At 52.8% G+C, this 21,725-nt stretch carries 21 protein-coding genes; 12 read left to right on the forward strand and 9 right to left on the reverse strand.

Annotation, left to right across the window (positions count from 1 at the left end; all coding sequences use genetic code 11):
- Positions 1–318: 318 nt before the first annotated feature.
- From NSQ24_RS02945 to NSQ24_RS02965, 5 genes are all read left to right on the forward strand, one after another.
- A complete protein-coding gene (locus NSQ24_RS02945; protein ID WP_338463493.1) occupies positions 319–1,770 on the forward strand; it encodes a SulP family inorganic anion transporter in 1,452 nt (483 codons plus the stop codon).
- Between the two features lie 311 nt (positions 1,771–2,081).
- The gene (locus tag NSQ24_RS02950) at positions 2,082–3,551 is read left to right on the forward strand and encodes an alanine/glycine:cation symporter family protein (protein ID WP_003389938.1); all 1,470 of its coding nucleotides are present in this window, start codon (positions 2,082–2,084) and stop codon (positions 3,549–3,551) included.
- Positions 3,552–3,750: 199 nt separating this feature from the next.
- Entirely contained in the window at positions 3,751–4,404 is a 654-nt protein-coding gene (locus NSQ24_RS02955; protein WP_024983303.1) for a LytTR family DNA-binding domain-containing protein, read from the forward strand.
- Between the two features lie 20 nt (positions 4,405–4,424).
- On the forward strand, positions 4,425–4,742 hold the full coding sequence (locus NSQ24_RS02960; RefSeq protein ID WP_255320311.1) for a multidrug efflux SMR transporter: 318 nt from the start codon (positions 4,425–4,427) through the stop codon (positions 4,740–4,742).
- A 468-nt stretch (positions 4,743–5,210) separates the two neighbouring features.
- The gene (locus NSQ24_RS02965) at positions 5,211–6,728 is read left to right on the forward strand and encodes an acetyl-CoA hydrolase/transferase family protein (protein ID WP_003389933.1); all 1,518 of its coding nucleotides are present in this window, start codon (positions 5,211–5,213) and stop codon (positions 6,726–6,728) included.
- A gap of 52 nt (positions 6,729–6,780) precedes the next feature.
- Here the strand turns inward: NSQ24_RS02965 and NSQ24_RS02970 are convergent, their stop codons facing one another.
- The 9 genes from NSQ24_RS02970 to NSQ24_RS03010 all read right to left on the reverse strand — a co-directional run bounded on the left by NSQ24_RS02970 (position 6,781) and on the right by NSQ24_RS03010 (position 13,510).
- Positions 6,781–7,809, reverse strand: coding sequence for a cytochrome d ubiquinol oxidase subunit II (locus tag NSQ24_RS02970; protein ID WP_003389932.1), 1,029 nt, complete (start codon positions 7,807–7,809; stop codon positions 6,781–6,783).
- 24 nt (positions 7,810–7,833) lie between these two features.
- Positions 7,834–9,180, reverse strand: a complete 1,347-nt coding sequence (locus tag NSQ24_RS02975) for a cytochrome ubiquinol oxidase subunit I (RefSeq protein ID WP_003389931.1) — start codon at positions 9,178–9,180, stop codon at positions 7,834–7,836.
- 151 nt (positions 9,181–9,331) lie between these two features.
- Positions 9,332–10,093 carry a pirin family protein gene (locus NSQ24_RS02980; protein ID WP_122958082.1) on the reverse strand — a complete coding sequence of 254 codons (762 nt, stop codon included), beginning with the start codon at positions 10,091–10,093 and terminating at the stop codon, positions 9,332–9,334.
- A 101-nt stretch (positions 10,094–10,194) separates the two neighbouring features.
- On the reverse strand, positions 10,195–10,581 hold the full coding sequence (locus tag NSQ24_RS02985) for a DoxX family protein (RefSeq protein WP_003389929.1): 387 nt from the start codon (positions 10,579–10,581) through the stop codon (positions 10,195–10,197).
- Positions 10,582–10,663: 82 nt separating this feature from the next.
- Positions 10,664–11,290 (reverse strand): FMN-dependent NADH-azoreductase, encoded by a 627-nt coding sequence (locus NSQ24_RS02990; protein ID WP_122958081.1) that lies wholly within the window; start codon positions 11,288–11,290, stop codon positions 10,664–10,666.
- Positions 11,291–11,406: 116 nt separating this feature from the next.
- A complete protein-coding gene (locus tag NSQ24_RS02995) occupies positions 11,407–11,862 on the reverse strand; it encodes a MarR family transcriptional regulator (protein ID WP_003389926.1) in 456 nt (151 codons plus the stop codon).
- Between the two features lie 191 nt (positions 11,863–12,053).
- Positions 12,054–12,239, reverse strand: coding sequence for a hypothetical protein (locus NSQ24_RS03000; RefSeq protein WP_024983307.1), 186 nt, complete (start codon positions 12,237–12,239; stop codon positions 12,054–12,056).
- A 99-nt stretch (positions 12,240–12,338) separates the two neighbouring features.
- A complete protein-coding gene (locus tag NSQ24_RS03005; RefSeq protein WP_024983308.1) occupies positions 12,339–12,824 on the reverse strand; it encodes a GNAT family N-acetyltransferase in 486 nt (161 codons plus the stop codon).
- The gene (locus NSQ24_RS03010) at positions 12,824–13,510 is read right to left on the reverse strand and encodes a GntR family transcriptional regulator (RefSeq protein ID WP_003389923.1); all 687 of its coding nucleotides are present in this window, start codon (positions 13,508–13,510) and stop codon (positions 12,824–12,826) included. Before NSQ24_RS03010 ends, NSQ24_RS03005 begins: the two co-directional genes overlap by 1 nt.
- 109 nt (positions 13,511–13,619) lie before the next feature.
- Between NSQ24_RS03010 and NSQ24_RS03015 the strand changes: the two genes are divergently transcribed.
- From NSQ24_RS03015 to NSQ24_RS03045, 7 genes are all read left to right on the forward strand, one after another.
- Complete coding sequence (locus NSQ24_RS03015) at positions 13,620–14,558, forward strand: EamA family transporter (RefSeq protein WP_003389922.1); 939 nt, start codon at positions 13,620–13,622, stop codon at positions 14,556–14,558.
- A gap of 261 nt (positions 14,559–14,819) precedes the next feature.
- Entirely contained in the window at positions 14,820–15,920 is a 1,101-nt protein-coding gene (locus tag NSQ24_RS03020) for a carbohydrate kinase (protein WP_003389921.1), read from the forward strand.
- A 3-nt stretch (positions 15,921–15,923) separates the two neighbouring features.
- The gene (locus NSQ24_RS03025) at positions 15,924–16,841 is read left to right on the forward strand and encodes a pseudouridine-5'-phosphate glycosidase (RefSeq protein ID WP_003389919.1); all 918 of its coding nucleotides are present in this window, start codon (positions 15,924–15,926) and stop codon (positions 16,839–16,841) included.
- A gap of 261 nt (positions 16,842–17,102) precedes the next feature.
- Positions 17,103–18,653, forward strand: a complete 1,551-nt coding sequence (locus tag NSQ24_RS03030; RefSeq protein WP_339167218.1) for a diguanylate cyclase — start codon at positions 17,103–17,105, stop codon at positions 18,651–18,653.
- Between the two features lie 106 nt (positions 18,654–18,759).
- A complete protein-coding gene (locus tag NSQ24_RS03035) occupies positions 18,760–21,177 on the forward strand; it encodes a heavy metal translocating P-type ATPase (protein ID WP_338462723.1) in 2,418 nt (805 codons plus the stop codon).
- Between the two features lie 19 nt (positions 21,178–21,196).
- Positions 21,197–21,367 carry a hypothetical protein gene (locus NSQ24_RS03040; protein WP_155807946.1) on the forward strand — a complete coding sequence of 57 codons (171 nt, stop codon included), beginning with the start codon at positions 21,197–21,199 and terminating at the stop codon, positions 21,365–21,367.
- 64 nt (positions 21,368–21,431) lie between these two features.
- Complete coding sequence (locus NSQ24_RS03045) at positions 21,432–21,635, forward strand: copper ion binding protein (protein ID WP_003389916.1); 204 nt, start codon at positions 21,432–21,434, stop codon at positions 21,633–21,635.
- Positions 21,636–21,725 lie beyond the last annotated feature (90 nt).

The following is a 21,725-nucleotide window of genomic DNA, read 5'->3' on the forward strand; positions in this document are numbered from 1 at the left end:
TATCCAACCAACGGGATCGATAGCTTTAATAAAGCTGCGGGAGTCTGGGACTTTGTTTTCTGGTCCGTGGCTTCCGCTGTTTTATTTGGGAGCAAATCAACGGATACAGTCTAAAACTTTATTTTCTGCGAACAGAAGCAGAATACAACAGCTCCTGCCATAATTTAACATGGTCAAACTTTGCCTATATCCTTTATAATATGTTTTCGTATTCAACGGCCCCGACTTTCTTGCGAGGAGAAAGTCAATGTGTTTTTCGGCAAAATCAAAAGCTTGAACGAGACTCGGAAAATTTAGCAGAAAAGAGGTCATGCATTGATTACTTCACAACTGAAAAAGACTTGGCTATGCAACCTGCGGGGTGATGTGCTCGCGGGAGTGACGGTAGCTCTCGCTTTGATTCCTGAAGCGATCGCCTTTTCGATCATCGCCGGAGTCGATCCGATGGTGGGTTTGTATGCGTCGTTTTGCATCGCCTGTGTGATCGCATTTACGGGTGGGCGTCCAGGGATGATCTCCGCTGCGACAGGCGCAATGGCGCTGCTGATGGTGACGCTGGTCAAGGACCATGGCATCGAGTACCTGTTTGCCGCGACTGTGCTGACAGGGGTTCTCCAGTTCATCATGGGCGTGTTCAGGATCGGCCGGTTTATTACCTTCGTGCCGCACTCTGTCATGATCGGCTTCGTCAATGCGCTGGCGATCCTGATATTTATGGCGCAGCTTCCTCATTTTGTCGGCGAATCTTGGATCATGTACGCAATGGTCGCGGGAACATTGGCCATTATTTATTTGCTGCCTCTCGTCACGAAAACGGTGCCGGCTCCATTGATCGCGATCATCGTGATGACGGTTCTGGCCATCTGGGCAGGTCTGGATGTGCGGACAGTAGGTGACATGGGGGAAATAACGCGGACCCTGCCGGTATTTCATGTTGCAGATGTCCCGTTTAGCTGGGAGACCTTGACGATCATCTTCCCGTATTCCTTTGCACTTGCTCTCGTCGGGATTTTGGAATCGCTTTTGACAGCGACCATCATCGATGAGATGACGGAGACGAAAAGCGACAAGAACCGGGAAGTAAAGGGCCAGGGCATCGCCAATATCGTGACCGGATTTTTTGGCGGAATGGCCGGATGCGCGATGATCGGCCAATCGGTGATCAATGTGAAATCGGGAGGCCGCGGAAGACTGTCTACACTGGTGGCTGGACTGTTCCTGCTGTTTTTGATCATGGTGCTGGGCGACGTCGTCAAGCAGATCCCTATGGGAGCGCTCGTTGGCGTCATGATAATGGTCTCCATCAGCACGTTTGACTGGAAGTCTCTCGTCAATTTGCGCCGCGTGCCTTTCAGCGACGCAGTCGTGATGATTGTCACCGTAGCGATTGTGGTCGCTACGCACGATCTGTCCAAAGGCGTTATCGCCGGAGTGGTCATTAGCGCTCTCGTATTTGGCTGGAAGATGGCTCGCTTGAAGACAAATGTCCTGTACGATAAAAACGGTGTGAAGGTATACACCGTCTCCGGACAGATGTTTTTTGGAACGATGAGTCATTTTGTCGAACAGTTCGATGTCCAGTCCGACCCTGAGCGGGTGGTAGTGGACTTCCGCCATTCTCATGTGTGGGATCAATCGGCGGTAACGGCCATTTCCAAGGTAGTAGCTGCTTATCGGCAGGCCGGCAAAGAGATTGTGCTCGAAGGACTGAATGAAGAAAGCCAAAAGCTGATTGAGCGGATCGGACTCGCCTTGCCGTCTGGGCACTAGAAAAAATGTACCGGAACGCAAATGAAATTGGAAAAGTCTTGGCAGTAGTAACCTTGAGTTGCTACTGTCAGGACTTTTTTTGGTGACAGAACCAAGCTGGTGCTTGTGGGCCAAAATCGGGGAACTCGGGCAAGCGAAAACCTGGCTGCAGCTAAAAAAAGACGGAACAGGAATAGAGATGGTTCTTTGTTTCTTCGGAACAAAAGATTCCCCCTTTTTTGTCGAGTGAAAACATTTTCAGTTGTTTGAATATAGTCAATATTTTATAATTAAACAAGATCATATAATGATTAGGAAGAGGGGGTCATTTTTTGGAGGCGTTCGTTAACTGGTTAAACGGCATTATTTGGAGCCAGGGATTGATTTATCTTTGCCTGGGAGCCGGCTTGTTTTACTCGCTTGCAACCCGCTTCATGCAGGTCAGGCACATCAAGGACATGGTCAAATTAATGTTCGATGGAAAAAGCTCAGAGGCAGGGGTTTCTTCCTTCCAGGCTTTGTCCATGGCCTTGTCCGGACGTGTCGGTACGGGTAATATCGCCGGTGTTGCAACCGCTATCGCTTACGGGGGTCCAGGGGCTGTCTTCTGGATGTGGCTGATCGCCTTCCTCGGGGCCGGATCAGGCTTTGTCGAAGCGACGCTCGGCCAAGTGTACAAGACAAAGCAAGACGGACAATTCCGAGGCGGTCCTGCTTACTACATTGAAAAGGGTCTCAAGCTGAAGTGGTACGCAGTGTTGTTTGCCATCGTGACGGTTTTTGCTACAGGCATGCTTTTGCCTGGCGTTCAGGCGAACAGCATTGCCGCAGGGATGGAAAACGCTTTCGGGATTCATCCGGCAATTACAGGCATTTTCCTCGTTGCTGTGCTTGCCTTCATCATTTTTGGCGGTGTGAAACGGATTGCAAACGTTGCCCAGATCGTAGTGCCTTTCATGGCTCTCGGGTATATTTTGGTTGCCTTAATCATTGTCATTCTCAATATTTCTCAATTGCCAGCTGTTCTGTCTTTGATTTTTTCAAGCGCTTTCGGAGCGGACGCGGCCTTCGGCGGCATCATCGGTTCTGCTATCGCCTGGGGGGTAAAACGCGGAATCTACTCCAACGAAGCCGGACAGGGAACGGCTCCTCACGCAGCGGCTGCGGCGGAAGTGTCGCACCCGGCGAAGCAAGGGCTTGTTCAGGCTTTTTCCGTTTATGTCGATACCCTTTTCGTCTGTACTGCAACCGCTTTCATGATTCTTTTTACCGGGATGTACAACGTAACGCCTGAAGGTGCTCCCGCGATTGTAAACAACCTGGGCGATGTGGAGCCGGGGCCGGTTTACACCCAACAGGCTGTCGAATCGGTGCTGCCCGGATTTGGGGCTCCGTTCGTCGCGATCGCCCTGTTGTTCTTCGCATTTACAACGATTATGGCTTATTACTACATGGCCGAGACCAATCTGGCCTACTTGAACCGCACGGTGAAACGAATCTGGTCGGATTACGCATTGAAGATCGTGATTCTCGGCGTCGTTTTCTACGGAAGCGTGAAATCGGCCAGTCTTGCCTGGACGCTTGGCGACATCGGGGTAGGAAGCATGGCCTGGCTGAACGTCATCGCCATACTTCTTTTGACGAAGCCGGCGCTGAAGGTGCTGAAGGATTACGAGGATCAGAAAAAACAAGGAAAAGACCCTGTGTTCGATCCGGTAAAGCTGGGAATCAAGGATGCGGATTTCTGGGAAAAGGAATACAAATACCACGATGCGTCTGAGCCGAAGCGGAAATCTTCCTGATGGTTTAGCACGCGAAAAACTGCTCGCTTCTTTGCTTGGGAAAACATCGAATCGTTTGCTGGCATTGCCTCGTGCGATGCCAGTTTTTTGTGTCTGATTTTCCAACAGAATGCAGCTGTGTCATTTCCGTGTCTCGTGCTCACAGCGGGTAAAATTGTGGTTTAATAGAGATGAGAAACAGGATACAGAGGGATGATCTATGGAGAAAACATTGGTGCCCGAAGTACTGCAAATGATCGGAGAGGTAATACCGGACGGCGTTTCTGTTGCGATTTCGGAAGGCGGACGCTATATCTACTATCAGCCGAGCGCAAGCATTGATCTGAAAATCAAACCGGGAGATCAGGTGCGAGAAGGGTCAGCGACGTACAGAGCGTTGACGGCCAGGCAAAAAGTATCGGAGTATGTGGAAAGCGGTGTTTTTGGCATCCCGTACTACGGGGTTTCCCTTCCGTTGCTGCGTAGCGGCCGCGTAGAAGGATGCATTACAGCGATCTACCCCAAGCAGTTCATGCCGCAGCCGAAAGTGCTGATCGGCAAAGGAGAGGATGGCTGGCTGCCCATTCCGATATCCGATATCATGTACATCCGCTCCCAGGAAGGGAAGACATTGCTGCATACAGCGACGGATTCGTATGCAAACCGCTACAGCCTGTCAGAGCTGGAGCAAATGCTGTCACCCGCCAGCTTTATTCGCTGCCACCGCTCTTTTCTGGTCAATCTGGAGGCGATCGGTTATATCCACCCTCACTTCCATTCAACCTTTCTATTAGAGATGAAAGACAAGCAGCGCACCCGCGTGCCTGTCAGCCAGTCGTATGCGAGTTCATTTCGACAAATATTGGGATTTTAAACGGCAAGCCGGTCATCGGCTTGCTTTTTTACATTCAGGTTGAGGGTGCCTCTCTCGCTGATATCGCTGCAGAAGTGGGGATTAAAAAACTGTCTATTTATAATCACTTCAAAGGCTTATCTGCTGTTGCCGGGGGGATTATTTTTAGCTTCATTTGTTTGACTTTTTCAATGAGAAGTCTTCCTATGGGTACGGCTTACGCGATATGGACGGGGATTGGTACTGTGGGAGGCGCTTTAGTTGGCATGCTTTTCTTCGGTGAATCAAAAGAATGGCGTCGTATCCTGTTCATGGCCATGGTGCTAGCTGCTGCCATCGGACTGAAACTCATCTCTTAAACGTTTGTTTTTCTCTGATTGAAGAAAGCATGAAAGACAATACAAGCTGTAGAGATGAAAAAGCAGAAAACGCGAAAGTCTTTGGGACACCGCCCAGGCGGAACGGAAAGAGCGGAACACGCTCTCAGCGTCCAACTCTGAACAGCTTCCCCCGAAACCGCTGCTTTTGGACGCGGTTCCGCTTTTGGAGTGCAGCCGGACAGTGTTACCCGCAGCAAGTGTCCCACCGTACTGGAGCGTTTTCTGCTTTTTCATCTCCTCCACTAAAGTCCGACCCACAGGCAATAAATGAAACAGCAGAGAGTAATGACAACCAGTTCCGGAATCTATCATTCACCAGCCGAACAACTAACTGCCAAATTTTCTGTTTCACCGCGAATTCTTCTGCTTCGACCCAAATCGAGTGCCCGCTCAGCGACCGTGTGATACTGTAAAGAAAACAAGATCGAAAGTGGCAGGTGGTCATACATGGTATGGGAGCGCTTACGCGATAAACGCCTTCACGATAAAATTGTTCAAGCAGAAGAAGCAGCAAGCTGGATCGAAGACGGCATGACATTGGGTTTGAGCGGCTTTACCCGGGCGGGAGATGCCAAGGTAGTTCCGGTCGCGCTGGCCGAACGGGCAAAGCGGGAAGGAAAACCGTTTTCCGTCAATGTATATACAGGGGCATCGCTCGGTTCCGATGTAGACGCCGTTATGGCCGAGGCAGGCATTGTTCGCAAGCGGCTGCCGTTTCAAGCAGATCCGGTCATGCGCAAAAAAATCAACAGCGGCGAAATGATGTTTATCGATCAGCATTTATCCCACACTGCCGAATGGATTCGTTCCGGCGTGCTGGATCCGATTGATTACGCCATTGTGGAAGCGGTTGCAGTAACCGAAGACGGATACATCATTCCCGCCACGTCGGTCGGGAACTCCAATATATTTGTCGAGTACGCCAAGCATGTCATCATTGAATTGAACATGGTGCAATCTGCCGCTTTGGAAGGCTTGCACGACGTGTATACGCCGGGAAAACAGGGCGAGCGCGAGCCAATCCCGCTGACCAAGGTAGACCAGCGCATCGGCCAAATCGGCATACCGGTAGATCCGGCGAAGGTAAAAGGAATCGTTATCACCAATCAAATGGATTCTCCGTCTACCATCGTCGAACCGGATGAGGAGACGGCGGTCATGGCAGGCCACCTGATCCGCTTTTTGCGCGAAGAGGTGGAAAAGGGCCGCTTGCCGCGCAATCTCGCTCCGCTTCAATCGGGGATCGGAACGGTTGCAAACGCGGTGTTCAACGGATTTTTGGATTCCGAGTTTTCCGACTTGACGGTGTTTTCGGAAGTGCTGCAAGACGCTGTATTCGACCTTCTGGATGCGGGCAAGATCGCTTTTGCCTCGGGCTGCTCCATCACGCTGACGGCTGAAAAAATGAAGCACGTCATGGAAAACCTGGACCAGTATCGCGACAAGCTGCTGCTTCGGCCGCAGGAGATCACCAACCATCCCGAACTGATTCGCCGCATGGGCTTGATCTCCATCAACACGGCTCTGGAAGTGGATATCTACGGCAACGTCAATTCGACCAACGTATCCGGCACACGCATGATGAACGGCATCGGCGGATCGGGCGATTTTGCCCGGAATGCCCGCCTCGCCATCTTTGTCACCAAGTCGATTGCCAAAAACGGACACATCTCCAGTATCGTTCCGTTTGTATCCCATGTGGACCACACCGAGCACGACGTAGACATCATCGTGACCGAGCAAGGGCTGGCTGATCTGCGCGGACTGGCTCCCCGCGAGAGAGCCCGCCTGATCATTGAAAACTGTGCGCATCCGCTGTACCGGGATCAGCTCCGCGATTATTTCGAGGAAGCGCTGACCCGCGGCGGCCATACACCGCATGTACTCGAAAAAGCCTTTTCCTGGCATACGCAATATGCCCAGGAAGGCAGCATGCTTGCAAAAGAGACAGCTTCCTCCCGTTAATCGGGGGGAGGCTTTTTTTATGCCAGAAAAGACGGAGCAGACCCCACGCAGGTTATTTTTGCTGAATATACTGTTCATCTTTCATAAACATCCGCCAGAAGAAAACAAACCCGGGGATGAGGATGGCGAAGCCGACCAGATAGCTCACGAACAAAGCCCGGAACGTGTTGGGGTGAGTAAAACCGGATTCGATCGTAACGGTAGGGTACACGATATAGGGCAGACGGGCGGCTCCGTAGGCGTAGCTTGCCAAGAGATATTGAATAATGACGCCGACAACGGCAAGTCGCGGCGCATAGGCAAGCCGTTTTTGCTCCGGCGGGATCAACAGAGCGATATAACCGACCAAAAACCACGCGACGGAAGCAATCAGCCACGGGAGATAGGCAAGCAGCCTCTCATAGAGCCAGCTCGCCTCCGTTTTCATCGTGACGACTGTCAAAACGGCGGCAAGCAAGGTGAGGGGACCGATGAGAATGGCGTCGCGACGGTAGACGCGAAAGGCTTGCTGTGCGTTGGCTACGCGGGAGTAGTCCGCGAGCAGCAGCGAGGAGAGAAAGAGGGTGCTGCTCACAGCCAGTCCTACATAGGCGTATACATGCGGACTCGTCAGCAGCGCTCCCCAGTCCAGTCTTTCCACCCCATCGATCGTTTGAATAAATCCGCCCTGCGTCAGCGGCAGGACCAGGATCAGCAGAGCCGGGATGAAAAGGCCGCTGATTCCGGAAAAGAAGGCGAGCGTTTTATCGTATTTGCGGACGAGATGGGAGAAAACCATAAAGGCGCTGCGGATCAAAATCAGCAGGAGGATGAGGCTTCCGGGGATGAGCAGCACGGTGCCGAGCGTGTAGGTGGCTCCGGGAAAAAACGTGACCAGCCCGACGACGATCAGCACGATAAATACGTTGACAACCTCCCATGACGGGGACAGGTAACGGTTGGCGATGCTTGTCGCCTTTGTATCTATGCGGTTTACATAAACCATCGACCAGAAGCCGGCGCCGAAGTCAAAGGATGCGGCTACTGCGTAAATCACCACAAAGATCCACACCAGCGTAATCGCCAAAATCGTGTCCGTCATGAACAGAAGCCTCCTTGGATCAAATTAGGGGGCTGTTTCTCCCGACGGCCGGTCCGTTGGATGAAGCTCCAGCGGGTGGCGGCCAAAATAGCTGCGAAAGACCAGAATGGTCACGATGCCGAGAAACAGGTAAACGGCGAGAAAGGTGAAAAACAGCGGGCCGATCCCGGCTGATTGGGTGACAGAGTCGGCCGTGCGCATCACCCGGTAGATGACCCAGGGCTGGCGGCCCGTACAGGCAAAGATCCAGCCGAATTCGATGCCGAGCAAAGCCAGCGGGCCGCTAAGGACAAAGATGCCCAGCACCCAGCGCGGAAACACGGAGCGGCGCAGCAGTTTTTTCCAGGCAAAGCCGAGCAATCCGACGACGATCAGAAGGGAGCCGATTCCCACCATGCCGTTAAACAAGGTGTGGATATAGAGGGGAGGCCAGTACTCCCGAGGGAAGTCATTGAGCCCGACCACCACCTCGTCAAAGCGGTTTCCCGCCAAAAAGCTGAGCATCCAGGGAATTTCGATTCCGTATTTCACTTCCTGGGTTTCCGGATCGGTAAAACCTCCGACGGCCAGCGGGGCATAGGCCTGGGTCTGGAAAAGACCTTCGGCTGCCGCCAGCTTCTCAGGCTGATAGCGGTGCAGCAGTTGGGCCGATTCGTGGCCGTTCAAGGCGGTGAGGAGCGAGAAAGACCCGCCGACGATCAAGCCGAGGAGCAGCGCTTTTTGGTGGAAGGCGTATTCCCGGCTCTCCTGATCGGACTTGATCATTTTCCAGGCAGCGACGGATGCGATGGCAAAAGCGCCTGTCATAAAGGCGGAGACGACGACATGGCCCGCAGTGACGAAAAAGCTCGGATTAAAAAATGCCGCCCAGGGGTCCACATCCACGACCTCTCCGTTTTCAATGCGAAAACCGGCGGGCGTACCCTCAAAAGCATGGACATTGGTGATGAGAACCGCTGAAGCAGCAGCCCCAAGCAGGATCATAAAAACGGAAACGAGCCGCATCAGCGGGGTCAATCGATCGGCGGCATAGACGTAGATGGACATGAAGAGCGCCTCCAGGAAAAAGGCGAAAATTTCGATTTGAAACGGCAGGGAGATCACTTTCCCGACTACTTCCATAAAGCCGGGCCACAAAAGGGACAACTGTACACCTGCGATGGTGCCGGAGGGAATGGCCACACCGAGCAAAATGGCCTGTCCTTTTGTCCAGCGTTTGGCCATCAGCTCGTAGTCGCGGTCCCGGGTGCGCTGGAAGAGAATTTCGGCCAGCAAAATCATCAGGGGCAGCCCTACGCCCAAAGTGGCAAAGATGATGTGAAAGGCCATCGTAGTGCCAAATGTGGCTCGCGCCAGTACAAGATCGTCCACCGTATAACGTCCTTTCACTGTGATGCTTTGTCAAACATTCCCTTTTATTGTCTCTTGGGAGGGGCCGGAATATGCAAAGGCAAACAAACAGGCCGCTCCAGTCAGCGGAGCGGCCTGTTCAATCGTACGGTTTGGAAGGTTGCCTAGTTGTTTACTTTCGGTATAGCGGGTAGTCCACCTCTGACGGCACCTGAATCGCAACGAGGCGGAGCGATTCACCGGAAGGGGCGCTAAACCGGAGCTCTCCGGCCTGATCCGAGGACACCACGGCAAAATCGCCGCCGTGAAGGCCACTCGCTCCTTCTGCCAAATGCAGCTCCCCTTTGCCCGAAACGACAACTGCTGCCAGGGAATACCCCTTTGGAAGCTGCCAACGATAGGAATGATTGGCCGGGATGATGATATCTCTCATCAAAGAGTCGGTCACGAGAGAAATCGGCGCATCCGTACCGATCACCCGTTTCACCTGTACGCCGTCAATCACATCGAGCGGAAACTCTTCATGATTGTACTGGTTGTAAGTGGGCGGCACCTTGACCGCCTGGGAGAGATGAGGCTCAAACCAGATTTGAAACATTTCCGTGCCTGTACTCATTTCTTCGGCGTGATAAGCTCCTGATCCGGTCTGCATTACTTGCGCTCCGCCGGTGGATACTTGCTGCAAATTGCCTAGTGTATCGCGGTGACCAACCGTTCCGTTTAGCACGTACGAAACGATTTCAAAGCCGGAGTGCGGATGCAGCGGTATTTCAAACGTCGTCAGCGATTTGGCCCAAGCCCAGTAAAAGAGGGGGCCGACGCGCTTGACAGCCGTTTCCTCGTGGGGAAAAGCAATCGGTTTGCTCTCCACGATTTCGCCATTGCCGAAATGGCCTTTTCCTTGCTGGTCCGGTGTATAGATGGAAATGTGCATAATGGCCTCCTTGTTATGGGACATGTATGACATAGAAAGTAGCTTCTATGCTAGCTGTTGTTTTGCATAAGGGCAAGGCATAACATGCTGATTGTTTTTGATTAGAACAGCGTATAGGCACCAGGACCGATCAGAGCAACGCCCAAAGCGACAGCAATCAGGGTCAGATTGTATTCGTAGCCGTTTTGTGTTGCCCAGTATCCGTTAGGGCCGTGGACTTTTACAATCGCTACAAGCATCGTGCCGATGATCAGCACAGCGCCTACCCAGGTGCCGACTCCGGCAGCAAACAGCAGTCCGCCAATCAGTTCACTCAAACCAGCCATCAGAGCCATGGCGACGCCGGGCTTCATGCCGATGGATTCAAACCATCCGCCCGTACCCTTTAATCCGTGACCGCCAAACCAACCAAACAATTTTTGTGTACCGTGAGCTGCAAAAGTAAGACCGACAACAAGACGAATGATCAACAAACCTACATCTACCATCATACATTCACTCCTTGTAAAATAATTTTAAATTAGAGTATTTTAAATTTGAGATATTAGTCCAAAAAAAGGCCGGCGGGCCTTAGAAGGATTCCGCCAGTTTTACAGCCTTTTCAATGCCTTCTTGAATAAGTGCTTCCGCTTTGTCAGGGGACGCATTGTGGCCTTCTACGATGACAGTGGACATGTCTTTCACGCCCAGGAAGCCCAGAATGGTTTGCACGTATTTAACAGCCATTTCAACATTGGCAGCAGGACCTTCGGAGTATACGCCGCCGCGTGCGTTCAGCAGAGCCACTTTTTTGTTGTTCAACAGCCCAACTGGACCTTCTGCAGTGTAGCGGAACGTTTTGCCTGCTTGGCACAGGTAGTCGAAATACGTGTGAAGGACAGCAGGTACAGTGAAGTTCCACAGCGGGAATGCGATCATCACTTTGTCGGCTTCGATAAACTGGTTCAGATATTTGTTAACCAGCTCAGCTGCTTTTTGATCTTCAGCAGTCATTTCCATTCCTTTGCCTTGTTTGAACATGGCATTGATTTTTTCTACATCGTAGTATGGCAGGTTTTCTGCGAACAAATCCAGTTCTACGATCTCGTCTTGTGGATGGGTCTCCTTATAAGAGTCCACGAAAGCTTGGTACAGCTTTACGCTGACTGCTTGCTCCACGGGACGGTTGTTGGCTTTGATAAATAATACTTTACTCATGCTTTTCTTATTCCCCTTTCAAAAGGAAAGTATATAACCTTGAAATAGTAAATCTTGATTTTAAGATTATTACGTATCGAGGATCTTGTCAAGAGTTTTTACACTTCCATGTTTTTTTATTTATGAAAGCGCTCTTGAGCAGAATGCCCCAACTTTTTTAACAGCTCGATTGCGCTTCTCTTTTCCTCCGGATTGAGGCCACTGACGGCTTGCTCAATGGCTATTTTATGGGAGGGAAAGATGGAAGCCAGAAACTGTTGACCTTTTTCCGTCAGTTCTGCGTAAATAACCCGCCGGTCTTCGGCACATGGCTTGCGGACCAGAAGCTGCTTCTTTTCTAGTTTGTCCACGACGTACGTAATGTTACCGCTCGAGATCAGGATCTTTTCGCCAATTTGCTGGAGAGGCTGGGGACCTTTATGGTACAGCACCTCAAGTACGCCAAACTCGGTGGGATTCAACCCATGCTGGCGGATTTCCCGCGTGGTATGTGCCGTTACCCAGTTATAGGCACGGGCCAAAACCACCATCAGCAAAAGCGAGTCGTCACGATGTTGCTGTTCTTCGGGCATTTGCGTGCACCCCCTTTAGGATTTAGTTCAGTACATATCTCAAATTTAAGATAATTATACACCTCTTAGTGGTGCTTGTCAAAGAAGCGGACAAAACGGCAGCAACGTATCCCGCATCAAATGTAGAAAGGGAAAGCAGGAAAAAGCTCCGGCCATTTGTTTTCATAGCCGGAGCCGGTTCCAGGTTGATTTTAATATTCCACTTTTGTTACCTCTTCCAGAGGTCCAAGAGGATTTTCGTGACCTTCCTTCAATTCCTTTTCCAAGAGCTTCTCATGGTGCTCGTCTGACAGATCAAAGTAGAAGAACTCGCCTTCCTGCTTGTCTTCGCCTTTTGCCTGCGCGTTGTTGTATCGTCCGTCTGTTTGATTCGACACCATCATCCCACCCATTTTTTTCGGTAGTATGTGCCGATGGACAGCAAATCATCCTTTCGCCGGGGGAATCGGCAAGCGGGGACAGCTTCCAAGACTTTTTCAGCAAGATGCAGACAGAGGGCGTTCAAACATGACCATGTCCCATGCCCGGATCCCGTTTTCAATCACGGGCTCGGGATAGGAACAGAAAAAATCCTTGCGAATTTCTGTCATGCGGAAGCCCGCCTTTTGGTAAAAAGCCAGATTGTCGATGCTGGAATTGGCGGTGCCTACTATGATCCGTGAAAAGCCTTTGGAGGCGAAGCGGCTGCAAAGCTCTTCAATTATGGCCTTCCCCACTCCCTGTCCGCGGAATTCCGGCCGGACGGCGAGGTTCTTGATCTCCGCTTCCTCGGGGGACAAAGCGTGCATCAGACAAACGCCCAGCACTTGGTCCTGCTGATCCTGGGCGATATACAGCTCTCCTTCGTACATGTACTGGTCAACGGCCTCGGCCCAGTCATCTGCCAAAAGCAAAAGAGAGCGGTATGCCTTTCTTTCTTCATTCGACTCAATCAGGGAAAGCTTTAGCCAGGGTCTATTCATCAGTCGTCTCCTTTGTTTGCTTTTTCCAGTTGGCGTGCTACCTCATGCATGGGTCTGAGCCAGTTTTGCGTCATCGCTTCGACAGCGGCCGCCGCATTTTTGTCGCGGAGGGCCTGAATCAGTAGACGATGCTCTTCTACTGAAGTGCGGGCAGGCAAAAAATGCTGGAAGAAGACAAATTTTAACCGGCGCAAATGCATGTGCAAGAGGGAGGTAAAGGATGATATGTACGTATTTCCGGCCGTTTCGTGGATCAGCTTGTGAAACGCCTCGTCCAGCTCCATGGCGGCATATGACTGGCTTGTCTCGATCGCTTCGGAAAACTGCCTGTTCAGCTCGGTCAATTCGTCCAGCACCGCATCGGTGATCTTGGGCACGACCAGCTCCGCAGCCAGCGCTTCCAAGGCGATGAGCGGCCGGTAGATGTTGGGGACGTCTTCGGGAGCCAGCTTGGTCACTCGCGTCTCCACACCGGGCTGCATCTCTACAAAGCCCTGCAGCTCCAGGATTTGCAGCGCCTCCCGTACAGGCGTCCGGCTGACTCCTATCGCGTCGGCCAGCTCCGTATCCAATATTTTTTCGCCCGGCTGCAGGGTACCGTCTATGATCCAGGTCTGCAGCTGCTGCAATACCTTGTTTTTCGCGGAGGTTCGTTCGACCTTTCGCAAATTGGGGGGAAGAGGCATGACAAGTCCTCCTTAGAAGGCGTTTTGGTAAAAGAAGCATCTTCTTGTATTTTACAGCAGAATGCGATATATTGCATAATATATTGGATGGGAGAGGAGAAAAAACACCATGATTTCTTCATTACGCGTCCGCGGCTTTACAATGGTGATTGTCGCTTCGATCTTATGGGGAGTCTCAGGCACCGTGGCCCAATCGCTCATGCAGCATTATCAGTTTCAGACGGATTGGCTGGTAGCGTCACGGTTGCTCGCCTCCGGATTGATCCTGCTCGCGCTGTCATTATGTGGGCCGCATCGTCAGAATGTTTGGCGGATTTTGTTCTCCGGCGGTGATTTGGCCCGGCTCCTGCTGTTTTCGATCGCAGGCATGCTCGCGGTCCAGTATACGTATTTTGCCTCGATCGAAGCGGGCAATGCGGCGACTGCGACGCTGCTGCAGTATTTGGGGCCCGTTTTTCTGGTTGTGTATCTCGTCATCAAACTTCGGCAGTTGCCTTCAGCAGCACAGGTGACGGCTCTGATCCTGGCTCTCGGGGGGACGTATCTGCTCATCACGGGAGGAAATCCGGGGAAGCTGACGATTTCCGCTGCCGCCGTTATTTGGGGGCTGGCCTCGGCGCTGGCGCTTGCTTTTTACACCGTATACCCGAAGCCGCTTCTGGGGCGCTGGGGGTCTACAGTCGTCCTTGGCTGGGCGATGCTGATCGGGGGCATCGGTCTTTGCCTGGCAAAACAGCCCTGGCAAGCAACTGACATGATCTGGTCGGTTCCATCGGTTCTGGCTGTTGTCTTCATCGTCTTGTTTGGGACCTTGATTCCCTTTTATCTGTACGTAGACAGTCTGAACTATATCCGCCCGACAGAAACCAGCCTGCTTGCCTGCGCGGAACCATTGTCTGCCGTGATTACGACCGTTGTTTGGCTGCATGTGTCGTTCGGGATGTTTGAGTGGATCGGCGGTTTGTGCATTATCGGGACGATTTTTGCCCTGTCCCGCCATCGGGAAAAAGCGAAGGAGCCGGCGCTGCAGAATGCCGTAGGATCGTAAAAAAGGGCGGGCATAGAGGTCGGAAAATGCAGGCGATCAAAAGCGATCAACCATGGATTAGCAAAAAAGCAACATAACACAGCATAGCCGTTATAGAAGCGCATTCTTGTGCCCATCTTTTCGCGGATGGTCAAAGAATGCGTTTTTTCTTGCGGCACCATTATTTTCTCTTTGAAAACTTTTGTCTATGTGATAAACTTTTGTTTGTAAAGAGGAGCAGTTCGAGTTGCAAATGCTACTAAGGCAGAAAGGAGGAGGGCCGTGGACAAAGAAAAACAAATCCTCCGCTACATTCGTGAAAATCCGTTCGTCAGCCAACAGGAGCTGGCTGACAAGATGGGCATTTCCCGGTCGGCGGTGGCTGGCTATATCGCGCAGCTGACCAAGCGCGGCGAAATCAAAGGACGGGCCTATATTCTTCGCGACGAAGAGCTGATCGTCTGCATCGGCGGAGCCAATCTGGACCGGAAAGCGCGGGCCAAGCAGCAAGTGCGGCTCCACTCATCGAATCCGGTAACCATCTCTGAATCATGCGGAGGGGTCGGCCGCAATATCGCGGAAAATCTCGGTCGGCTTGGCTGCAATGTCTCGCTGATCAGCTGTGTCGGGGAAGACAAGGAAGGCGACTGGATTTTGCAGGAAACGAAAAAGCACGGGGTCGATATCAGCCAGGTGTGGCGGTTGCCCACTCAGCGAACCGGTACGTACACGGCGCTTTTGGACAAGGAAGGCGAAATGGTCGTCTCTCTGGCGAATATGGATATTTACGATACGCTCACGCCGCAAATGTTTGCGGAACGGTGGTCCCATATCGCAGCCGCCCGGGCCGTTTACCTCGATACGAACCTTCCTGCAGACTGTTTGGCATACGTGATCGGACGCTGCCGGGATGAGGGCATCGCGCTGTTCGTCGATCCGGTTTCTTCTGCCAAGGCGGAAAAACTGCCCGAGCGTTTGGACGGAGTCGAAGCAATCCTGCCGAATCGAGAGGAAGCCGAGCTTTTGTCAGGCATGGAGATCAAAACCATGCAGGACTGCGAAGAAGCGTGCCGGAAAATCAGGGCACGAGGCGTGAAAAGTGTCGTGGTGACGCTCGGCGAACAGGGCATTTATTATCAATCGGAGGACCAGGCGGAGAAGCTGGCCCCCTACCCGACAGAGGTAGTGGACGTGACGGGAGCGGGCGACGCTTTTGCCTCCGGTCTTTTGTACGGGGTTGTAAACGGTGAGCCGCTGGGCAGAGCGTGCCGGCTCGGCATGGCTGCTTCGGCCTTGACGCTGCAGACCGAGTATTCGGTATCGCCGCTGCTGAAGCCGGAGGAACTGGAACAAACGATAAACCAATACGAAGAGGAGCGATAACGGATGAAACAATACCTGACTTTTACAGATGAAGTGCGCCATGCATTGGACAATAACTTGCCAGTTGTAGCCCTGGAAACAACAATCATTTCCCACGGGATGCCGTATCCGCAAAATATCGAGATGGCGAAGGAAGTCGAGCAGATCATCCGTGACAACGGCGCGGTACCGGCAACGATCGGGATTATGGACGGAAAAATCAAGATCGGGCTGTCGGAAAGTGAACTGGAAGAGTTCGCGACGAACAAATCCGTTGAAAAAGTAAGCCGACGCGATTTCCCGTACATTCTCGCCAGCGGCAAAATCGGGGCGACGACGGTAGCCGGTACGATGATCGCAGCCCAGCTGGCAGGCATCCGCGTTTTTGCCACAGGCGGCATCGGCGGTGTTCACCGCGAAGGCGAAATCACCTGGGACGTGTCTGCTGACCTGACCGAGCTGGCGCAAACGGGCCTCGCAGTCGTATGCGCCGGATGCAAGTCGATTCTCGATATCGGCCGTACCCTCGAATACTTGGAGACACAAGGGGTGCCTGTCGTCGGCTATCGCACGGATGAGTTCCCTTCCTTCTTCGCAAGAGAGAGCGGCTTTGGCGTCGATTTCCGTCTGGATGCTCCAGAAGAAGTCGCAACCGTGATGGATACGAAGTGGAAGCTCGGTCTGGACGGCGGTCTTGTCATCGCCAACCCGGTACCGGAGAAGGATGCGCTTGATCACGGCAAGATCGAGGCAGTCATTCTGCAAGCGCTGAAGGAAGCGAAAGAAAACGGAATCGCCGGCAAAAAGGTAACGCCGTTCTTGCTCTCGAAAGTAAAAGAACTGACAGAAGGCAAAAGCCTGCAAACCAATATTGCCCTGGTGAAGCACAATGCAGCCGTGGCTGCGCAGATTGCCGCCGCTTATCATAAAAAGCAAGGGTAAATAAATACGCAAGGCTAATGAATATGCAAGGCTCAAAAGCAAATGCGGGAAGCCCTGTTCCGAATGGGAGGAGCAGGGCTTTTTGCCATTTCAAAAAGGTGACAAACTGACAACAACGGGCTTGCGATTTCAAGGAAGAGGGTCCGAAAACATTTACAAGTGAACCTTGCAGCTTTATGATGTAGCGGAGTACGTCTGCCATGCTGATCGCCCGTGACGGGGTCGCATGTGGCATACTAAGAAAGCAGAAGGCGTGAGAGTGTGTTAAAAGATTTCGGTACCAATCTGGCTATCTTGATTTCGTGCTTCTTGATCATCGGTCATATTTACAAAGGAAAGCTGGTCGTACCCCAGTCCCCCATCCGCATCCGTCTGGTGTATGGCGGTTTGCTTGGCATGGTAGGTGTCCTGCTGATGCTGTATGCGATCAGAGTCTCTCCTTCTGTGGTGGCGGATTTGCGACATATAGTGATTGTGTTGTCAGCTTTTTTCGGAGGGATGCCTGCGGCCCTGGCTTCAGCCGTCATCATCGCGGTCGGACGGGTGGGATTGTATGGTGTAAGTGCCGCCTCGCTGACTGCTGCATTTTTTGCCATCCTGATCGGAATCGGGTGTGGCGCCCTGTCGTATCTCCGAATGCAGCCCTCGAGCAGGATTATCCTTTTGAACTTCTACGGGATTGTCGTGGCCACATCTTCTCTGTACATGAATCTTCCCGATACATCTTTGTTAATGCAAGTGGCGATGTATCAGTGGCCAATATCCCTCATGGGGGGGATCCTCAGTTATTTGGTCATGACGTATATTCGCCGGACCAATCACCTGCTTTACGAGCTTGAGGAGAGCGAGGAGCGCTACCGGCGCTTGGTGCAGCTCTCTCCAGACGGAGTCCTTGTGGTGTGGGAAGGCAGAGTTGTGTTGACCAACGACGCTGCTTTAAAGCTTTTGGGACTGGAAAAAAGGGAGCAGCTGCTGGGAAAACCGCTGTATACCTTTACGAAAGAGGAGTGGCGAGCCGAAGCCTGTCGCGATACGTATGCGCATAAGCATATGGAGTCTGTCACGGATCTGATCGAGACAAGGTTTCGCCGCCAGGATGGCAGCGAGGTCGATGTCGAGACGGCGAGTACATGGATTTCCTATCGAGGCGAGCCGGCCCAATTGATTCATTTTCGCGACATTACGCTTAGGAAGCGGGCAGAGGAGCAGCTGATGTCAGCCAACCAGCTTTTGCGCGATTTGACCAATATGGACGGATTGACTGGCGTAGCCAACAGGCGCTGCTTCGACGAGCGAATTCGCGCGGAGTGGGAAGCATGTCAATCGAGTGGGGTTCCGTTCTCGCTCATTATGTTTGATCTCGATTATTTTAAAATGTACAACGATACCTACGGGCATCAACCGGGAGACAGGTGTTTGCGGGAAGCAGCAGGAGCAGCTGCAGCAGCCGTATCTGCGCTGAAGCTTCAGGGAGCGATGGTCGCCCGTTATGGTGGAGAAGAATTTGCGGTGCTGCTGCCGGGTACAGACGCAGATCGGGCCCTTGGAATAGCGGAGGATGTGAGGGAGCGAATCGTATCTCTGGCCATTCCGCACAGCGGCTCAAAGGCAAGCAGTGTGGTGACGGTGAGCGTAGGCGTCTCAACGCTCCTGCCTGCCGAGGCAATCTCCCCGGAAAATGCCATAGAGCGAGCCGACCAGGCTCTTTATGAAGCAAAAAAAAGCAGGGCGCAACTGCGTTCGGATGGCTTCGCAGACCCCGTTTTGCTGAAATGGACAAGCGGGGAATTTTTTTTTGAAAAAAACGCTTGATATACCCTATGGGGGTACTGTATACTGAAGTTGCGATAAGAAAAGACGTAAGGGGAATACTAATAAAAATATACCCCATATGGGTATTTGGTTCGGAGGAATCAACATGAGCGGCAAAGTAAAAGAAGCGACAGTCGCCATATCCGGCATGACATGTGCAGCGTGTGCCATTCGGATCGAAAAAGGTCTGCAAAAGCTCGAAGGCGTCGAGTCCGCAAGCGTCAACCTCGCCCTGGAAAAATCGACAGTTGTCTATGACGCCGAAAAAATGAGCTTTCAGGACATCCAGAAAAAAATCGAGGATTTGGGGTACGGAGTGATCACCGACAAGGTAGAGCTCAACATCTCGGGAATGACCTGCGCTGCCTGCGCGACCCGGATTGAAAAAGGGCTGCAAAAGGTACCGGGCGTCATCCAGGCGCATGTCAACCTCGCCTTGGAAACAGGCTCTGTCGAGTACGACGCGAGCCAGGCGAGCGTCGCCGACCTGATCAGGCAGGTGGAAAAGCTGGGGTATCAGGCCGTACGCAAGGATGAGCAGTCCGAGGCGGAAACGGCGGACCGCCGGGCCCAGGAAATCGAACGGCAGACCGGAAAGTTTCTCTTTTCCCTGATCCTTTCCCTGCCGCTTCTGTGGGCGATGGTGAGCCACTTTTCCTTTACCTCGTTCATCTGGCTGCCCGATATGCTGATGAACCCGTGGGTGCAGCTGGCTTTGGCGACACCGGTTCAGTTCGTTGTCGGTAAACAATTTTATGTTGGAGCATACAAGGCTTTGCGCAACAAAAGCGCCAACATGGATGTGCTGGTCGCACTCGGCACCTCGGCCGCTTACTTCTACAGTTTGTACATGGCGATCCAATCCATCGGCACAGGGGCCCACATGATTGAGCTGTATTTTGAGACCAGCGCGGTATTGATTACCTTGATCCTGCTCGGCAAGCTGTTTGAAGCCAAGGCAAAGGGCCGCTCCTCGGAGGCGATTCGCAAGCTGATGGGCTTGCAGGCCAAGACGGCAGTGGTCATACGGTACGGAGAGGAAATGACGATTCCGGTAGACGAAGTGCGCCCGGGGGACATCGTCTATGTAAAGCCAGGCGAAAAGGTGCCGGTAGATGGCGTCGTTTTGGAAGGACAGTCGGCTGTCGATGAATCGATGCTGACTGGTGAAAGCATTCCGGTGGATAAGACTGTCGGAGACAACGTGATCGGCGCGACACTGAACAAAAACGGTTTTCTCCAGATTCAGGCGACCAAGGTCGGAAAAGAAACGGCACTGGCTCAAATCATCCGCGTAGTCGAGGAAGCGCAAGGCTCCAAGGCTCCGATCCAGCGCCTGGCGGACAGCATATCCGGCGTGTTCGTTCCGGTTGTAGTCGGGATTGCCGTCCTTACCTTCGTGATCTGGTACTGGTTCGTTTCGCCGGGCGATTTCGCCTCGGCATTGGAAAAGGGAATCGCGGTGCTCGTCATTGCCTGCCCGTGCGCATTGGGACTGGCTACGCCTACTTCGATCATGGCCGGTTCGGGCCGCGCGGCAGAGCTGGGCATCCTGTTTAAAGGCGGAGAGCATCTGGAAACGGCGCACCGATTGGATACCATTGTACTGGACAAAACGGGTACCGTAACGAAAGGCGAACCCGAGCTCACGGACGTCTTTGCTTATGACATGGACGAAAGCGAGCTGCTGGCACTGGTCGGAGCCGCCGAGAAAAATTCGGAGCATCCGCTGGCCCAGGCGATTGTCAAAGGGATTGGCGAAAAAGGAGTTTCACTGGGGGCTGCTGAAGCGTTTGAAGCGATTCCCGGATTCGGGATCCGCGCGGTCGTAAACGGCAGGGAGGTGCTCGTCGGAACGCGCCGCCTGCTTGCCGAAAAATCGATTTCCTATGAACAGGCCGCAGATGTCATGTCCTCTCTAGAGAAGGAAGGAAAAACAGCGATGCTCGCTGCTGTCGATGGACGCCTGGCTGGTATGGTCGCCGTGGCAGATACGATCAAGCCGACTTCCCGCGAAGCGGTAAAGCGGATGAAGGAAATGGGCCTGACTGTCATCATGATGACCGGGGACAACAGGCAGACGGCAGAAGCGATTGCCCGTCAGGCGGGGATTGACCAGGTGATTGCCGAGGTGTTGCCGGAAGGAAAAGCGGACGAAGTGAAAAAGCTGCAGCAGCAAGGCCACAAAGTAGCGATGGTGGGAGATGGCATCAACGATGCGCCCGCACTGGCTACAGCCGACATCGGCATGGCCATCGGCACCGGAACGGATGTGGCGATGGAAGCGGCGGACATCACGCTGATGCGCGGAGAGTTGACCAGTGTCGCCGACGCGATCGTGATGAGCCACAAGACAATCCGCAACATCAAGCAAAATCTGTTTTGGGCATTCGCCTACAATACAGTCGGGATTCCGTTCGCAGCACTCGGTTTTCTCGCGCCGTGGCTGGCCGGGGCCGCAATGGCCTTCAGCTCTGTCTCTGTCGTGCTGAACGCCCTGCGCCTGCAGCGGGTGAAATTGTAATGGGAAAGGGGAAACGAGGATGAATCTCAAAACAAAATGGGCGCTCTCGGCAATCGTCTATCTGCTGCTCGTCATCGGCGGCTATCAGCTGTACACAGTCTGGGCCGGTCCCGACGAGGCTCCTCACCAGCAACCGGCTGGCCATGCCATAGAACAAGGCAAGACCCATCTGTCTCATCCCCAGGGTTGACCTTGGGAGCGGTGAGGCGGCATGGTTATCATATAAAAAGGAAAATTGAGAAGGAGAGATCATGATGCAAAACGTAACGCTGAAAGTAGAAGGAATGTCCTGCAACCACTGCGTAAACTCGATTGAAAAAGCGCTGAAGGAGCTGGGTGCGGCAGGCAAAGTTGACCTGGCGGCAAAAACGGTCGAGGTGTCTTTCGACGAAGGCAAACTGACTGTGGATGCGATCAAGGAAGCGATTGAAGATCAGGGCTACGATGTTGTAGCGTAAAACGGTTTTTGGAAGTAAAGAAGCCGCGTATCGGGTGATGGCAAACGTCACTCGCATACGCGGCTTTTTTTGTATTTTTGGGGTGGATGA

This window comes from Brevibacillus sp. FSL L8-0520 (assembly GCF_037963895.1).
Lineage (GTDB): Bacteria > Bacillota > Bacilli > Brevibacillales > Brevibacillaceae > Brevibacillus > Brevibacillus borstelensis.

Coding starts and splice junctions, on each gene's coding strand:
- NSQ24_RS02955 (WP_024983303.1), top strand. CDS start 3,751: ATGGAGAAAACATTGGTGCCCGAAGTACTGCAAATGATCGGAGAGGTA.
- NSQ24_RS02990 (WP_122958081.1), bottom strand. CDS start 11,290: ATGAGTAAAGTATTATTTATCAAAGCCAACAACCGTCCCGTGGAGCAA.
- NSQ24_RS02985 (WP_003389929.1), bottom strand. CDS start 10,581: ATGGTAGATGTAGGTTTGTTGATCATTCGTCTTGTTGTCGGTCTTACT.
- NSQ24_RS03015 (WP_003389922.1), top strand. CDS start 13,620: ATGATTTCTTCATTACGCGTCCGCGGCTTTACAATGGTGATTGTCGCT.
- NSQ24_RS03025 (WP_003389919.1), top strand. CDS start 15,924: ATGAAACAATACCTGACTTTTACAGATGAAGTGCGCCATGCATTGGAC.
- NSQ24_RS03005 (WP_024983308.1), bottom strand. CDS start 12,824: ATGAATAGACCCTGGCTAAAGCTTTCCCTGATTGAGTCGAATGAAGAA.
- NSQ24_RS02970 (WP_003389932.1), bottom strand. CDS start 7,809: ATGACGGACACGATTTTGGCGATTACGCTGGTGTGGATCTTTGTGGTG.
- NSQ24_RS02965 (WP_003389933.1), top strand. CDS start 5,211: ATGGTATGGGAGCGCTTACGCGATAAACGCCTTCACGATAAAATTGTT.
- NSQ24_RS03010 (WP_003389923.1), bottom strand. CDS start 13,510: ATGCCTCTTCCCCCCAATTTGCGAAAGGTCGAACGAACCTCCGCGAAA.
- NSQ24_RS02980 (WP_122958082.1), bottom strand. CDS start 10,093: ATGCACATTTCCATCTATACACCGGACCAGCAAGGAAAAGGCCATTTC.
- NSQ24_RS03045 (WP_003389916.1), top strand. CDS start 21,432: ATGCAAAACGTAACGCTGAAAGTAGAAGGAATGTCCTGCAACCACTGC.
- NSQ24_RS03035 (WP_338462723.1), top strand. CDS start 18,760: ATGAGCGGCAAAGTAAAAGAAGCGACAGTCGCCATATCCGGCATGACA.
- NSQ24_RS02995 (WP_003389926.1), bottom strand. CDS start 11,862: ATGCCCGAAGAACAGCAACATCGTGACGACTCGCTTTTGCTGATGGTG.
- NSQ24_RS03040 (WP_155807946.1), top strand. CDS start 21,197: ATGAATCTCAAAACAAAATGGGCGCTCTCGGCAATCGTCTATCTGCTG.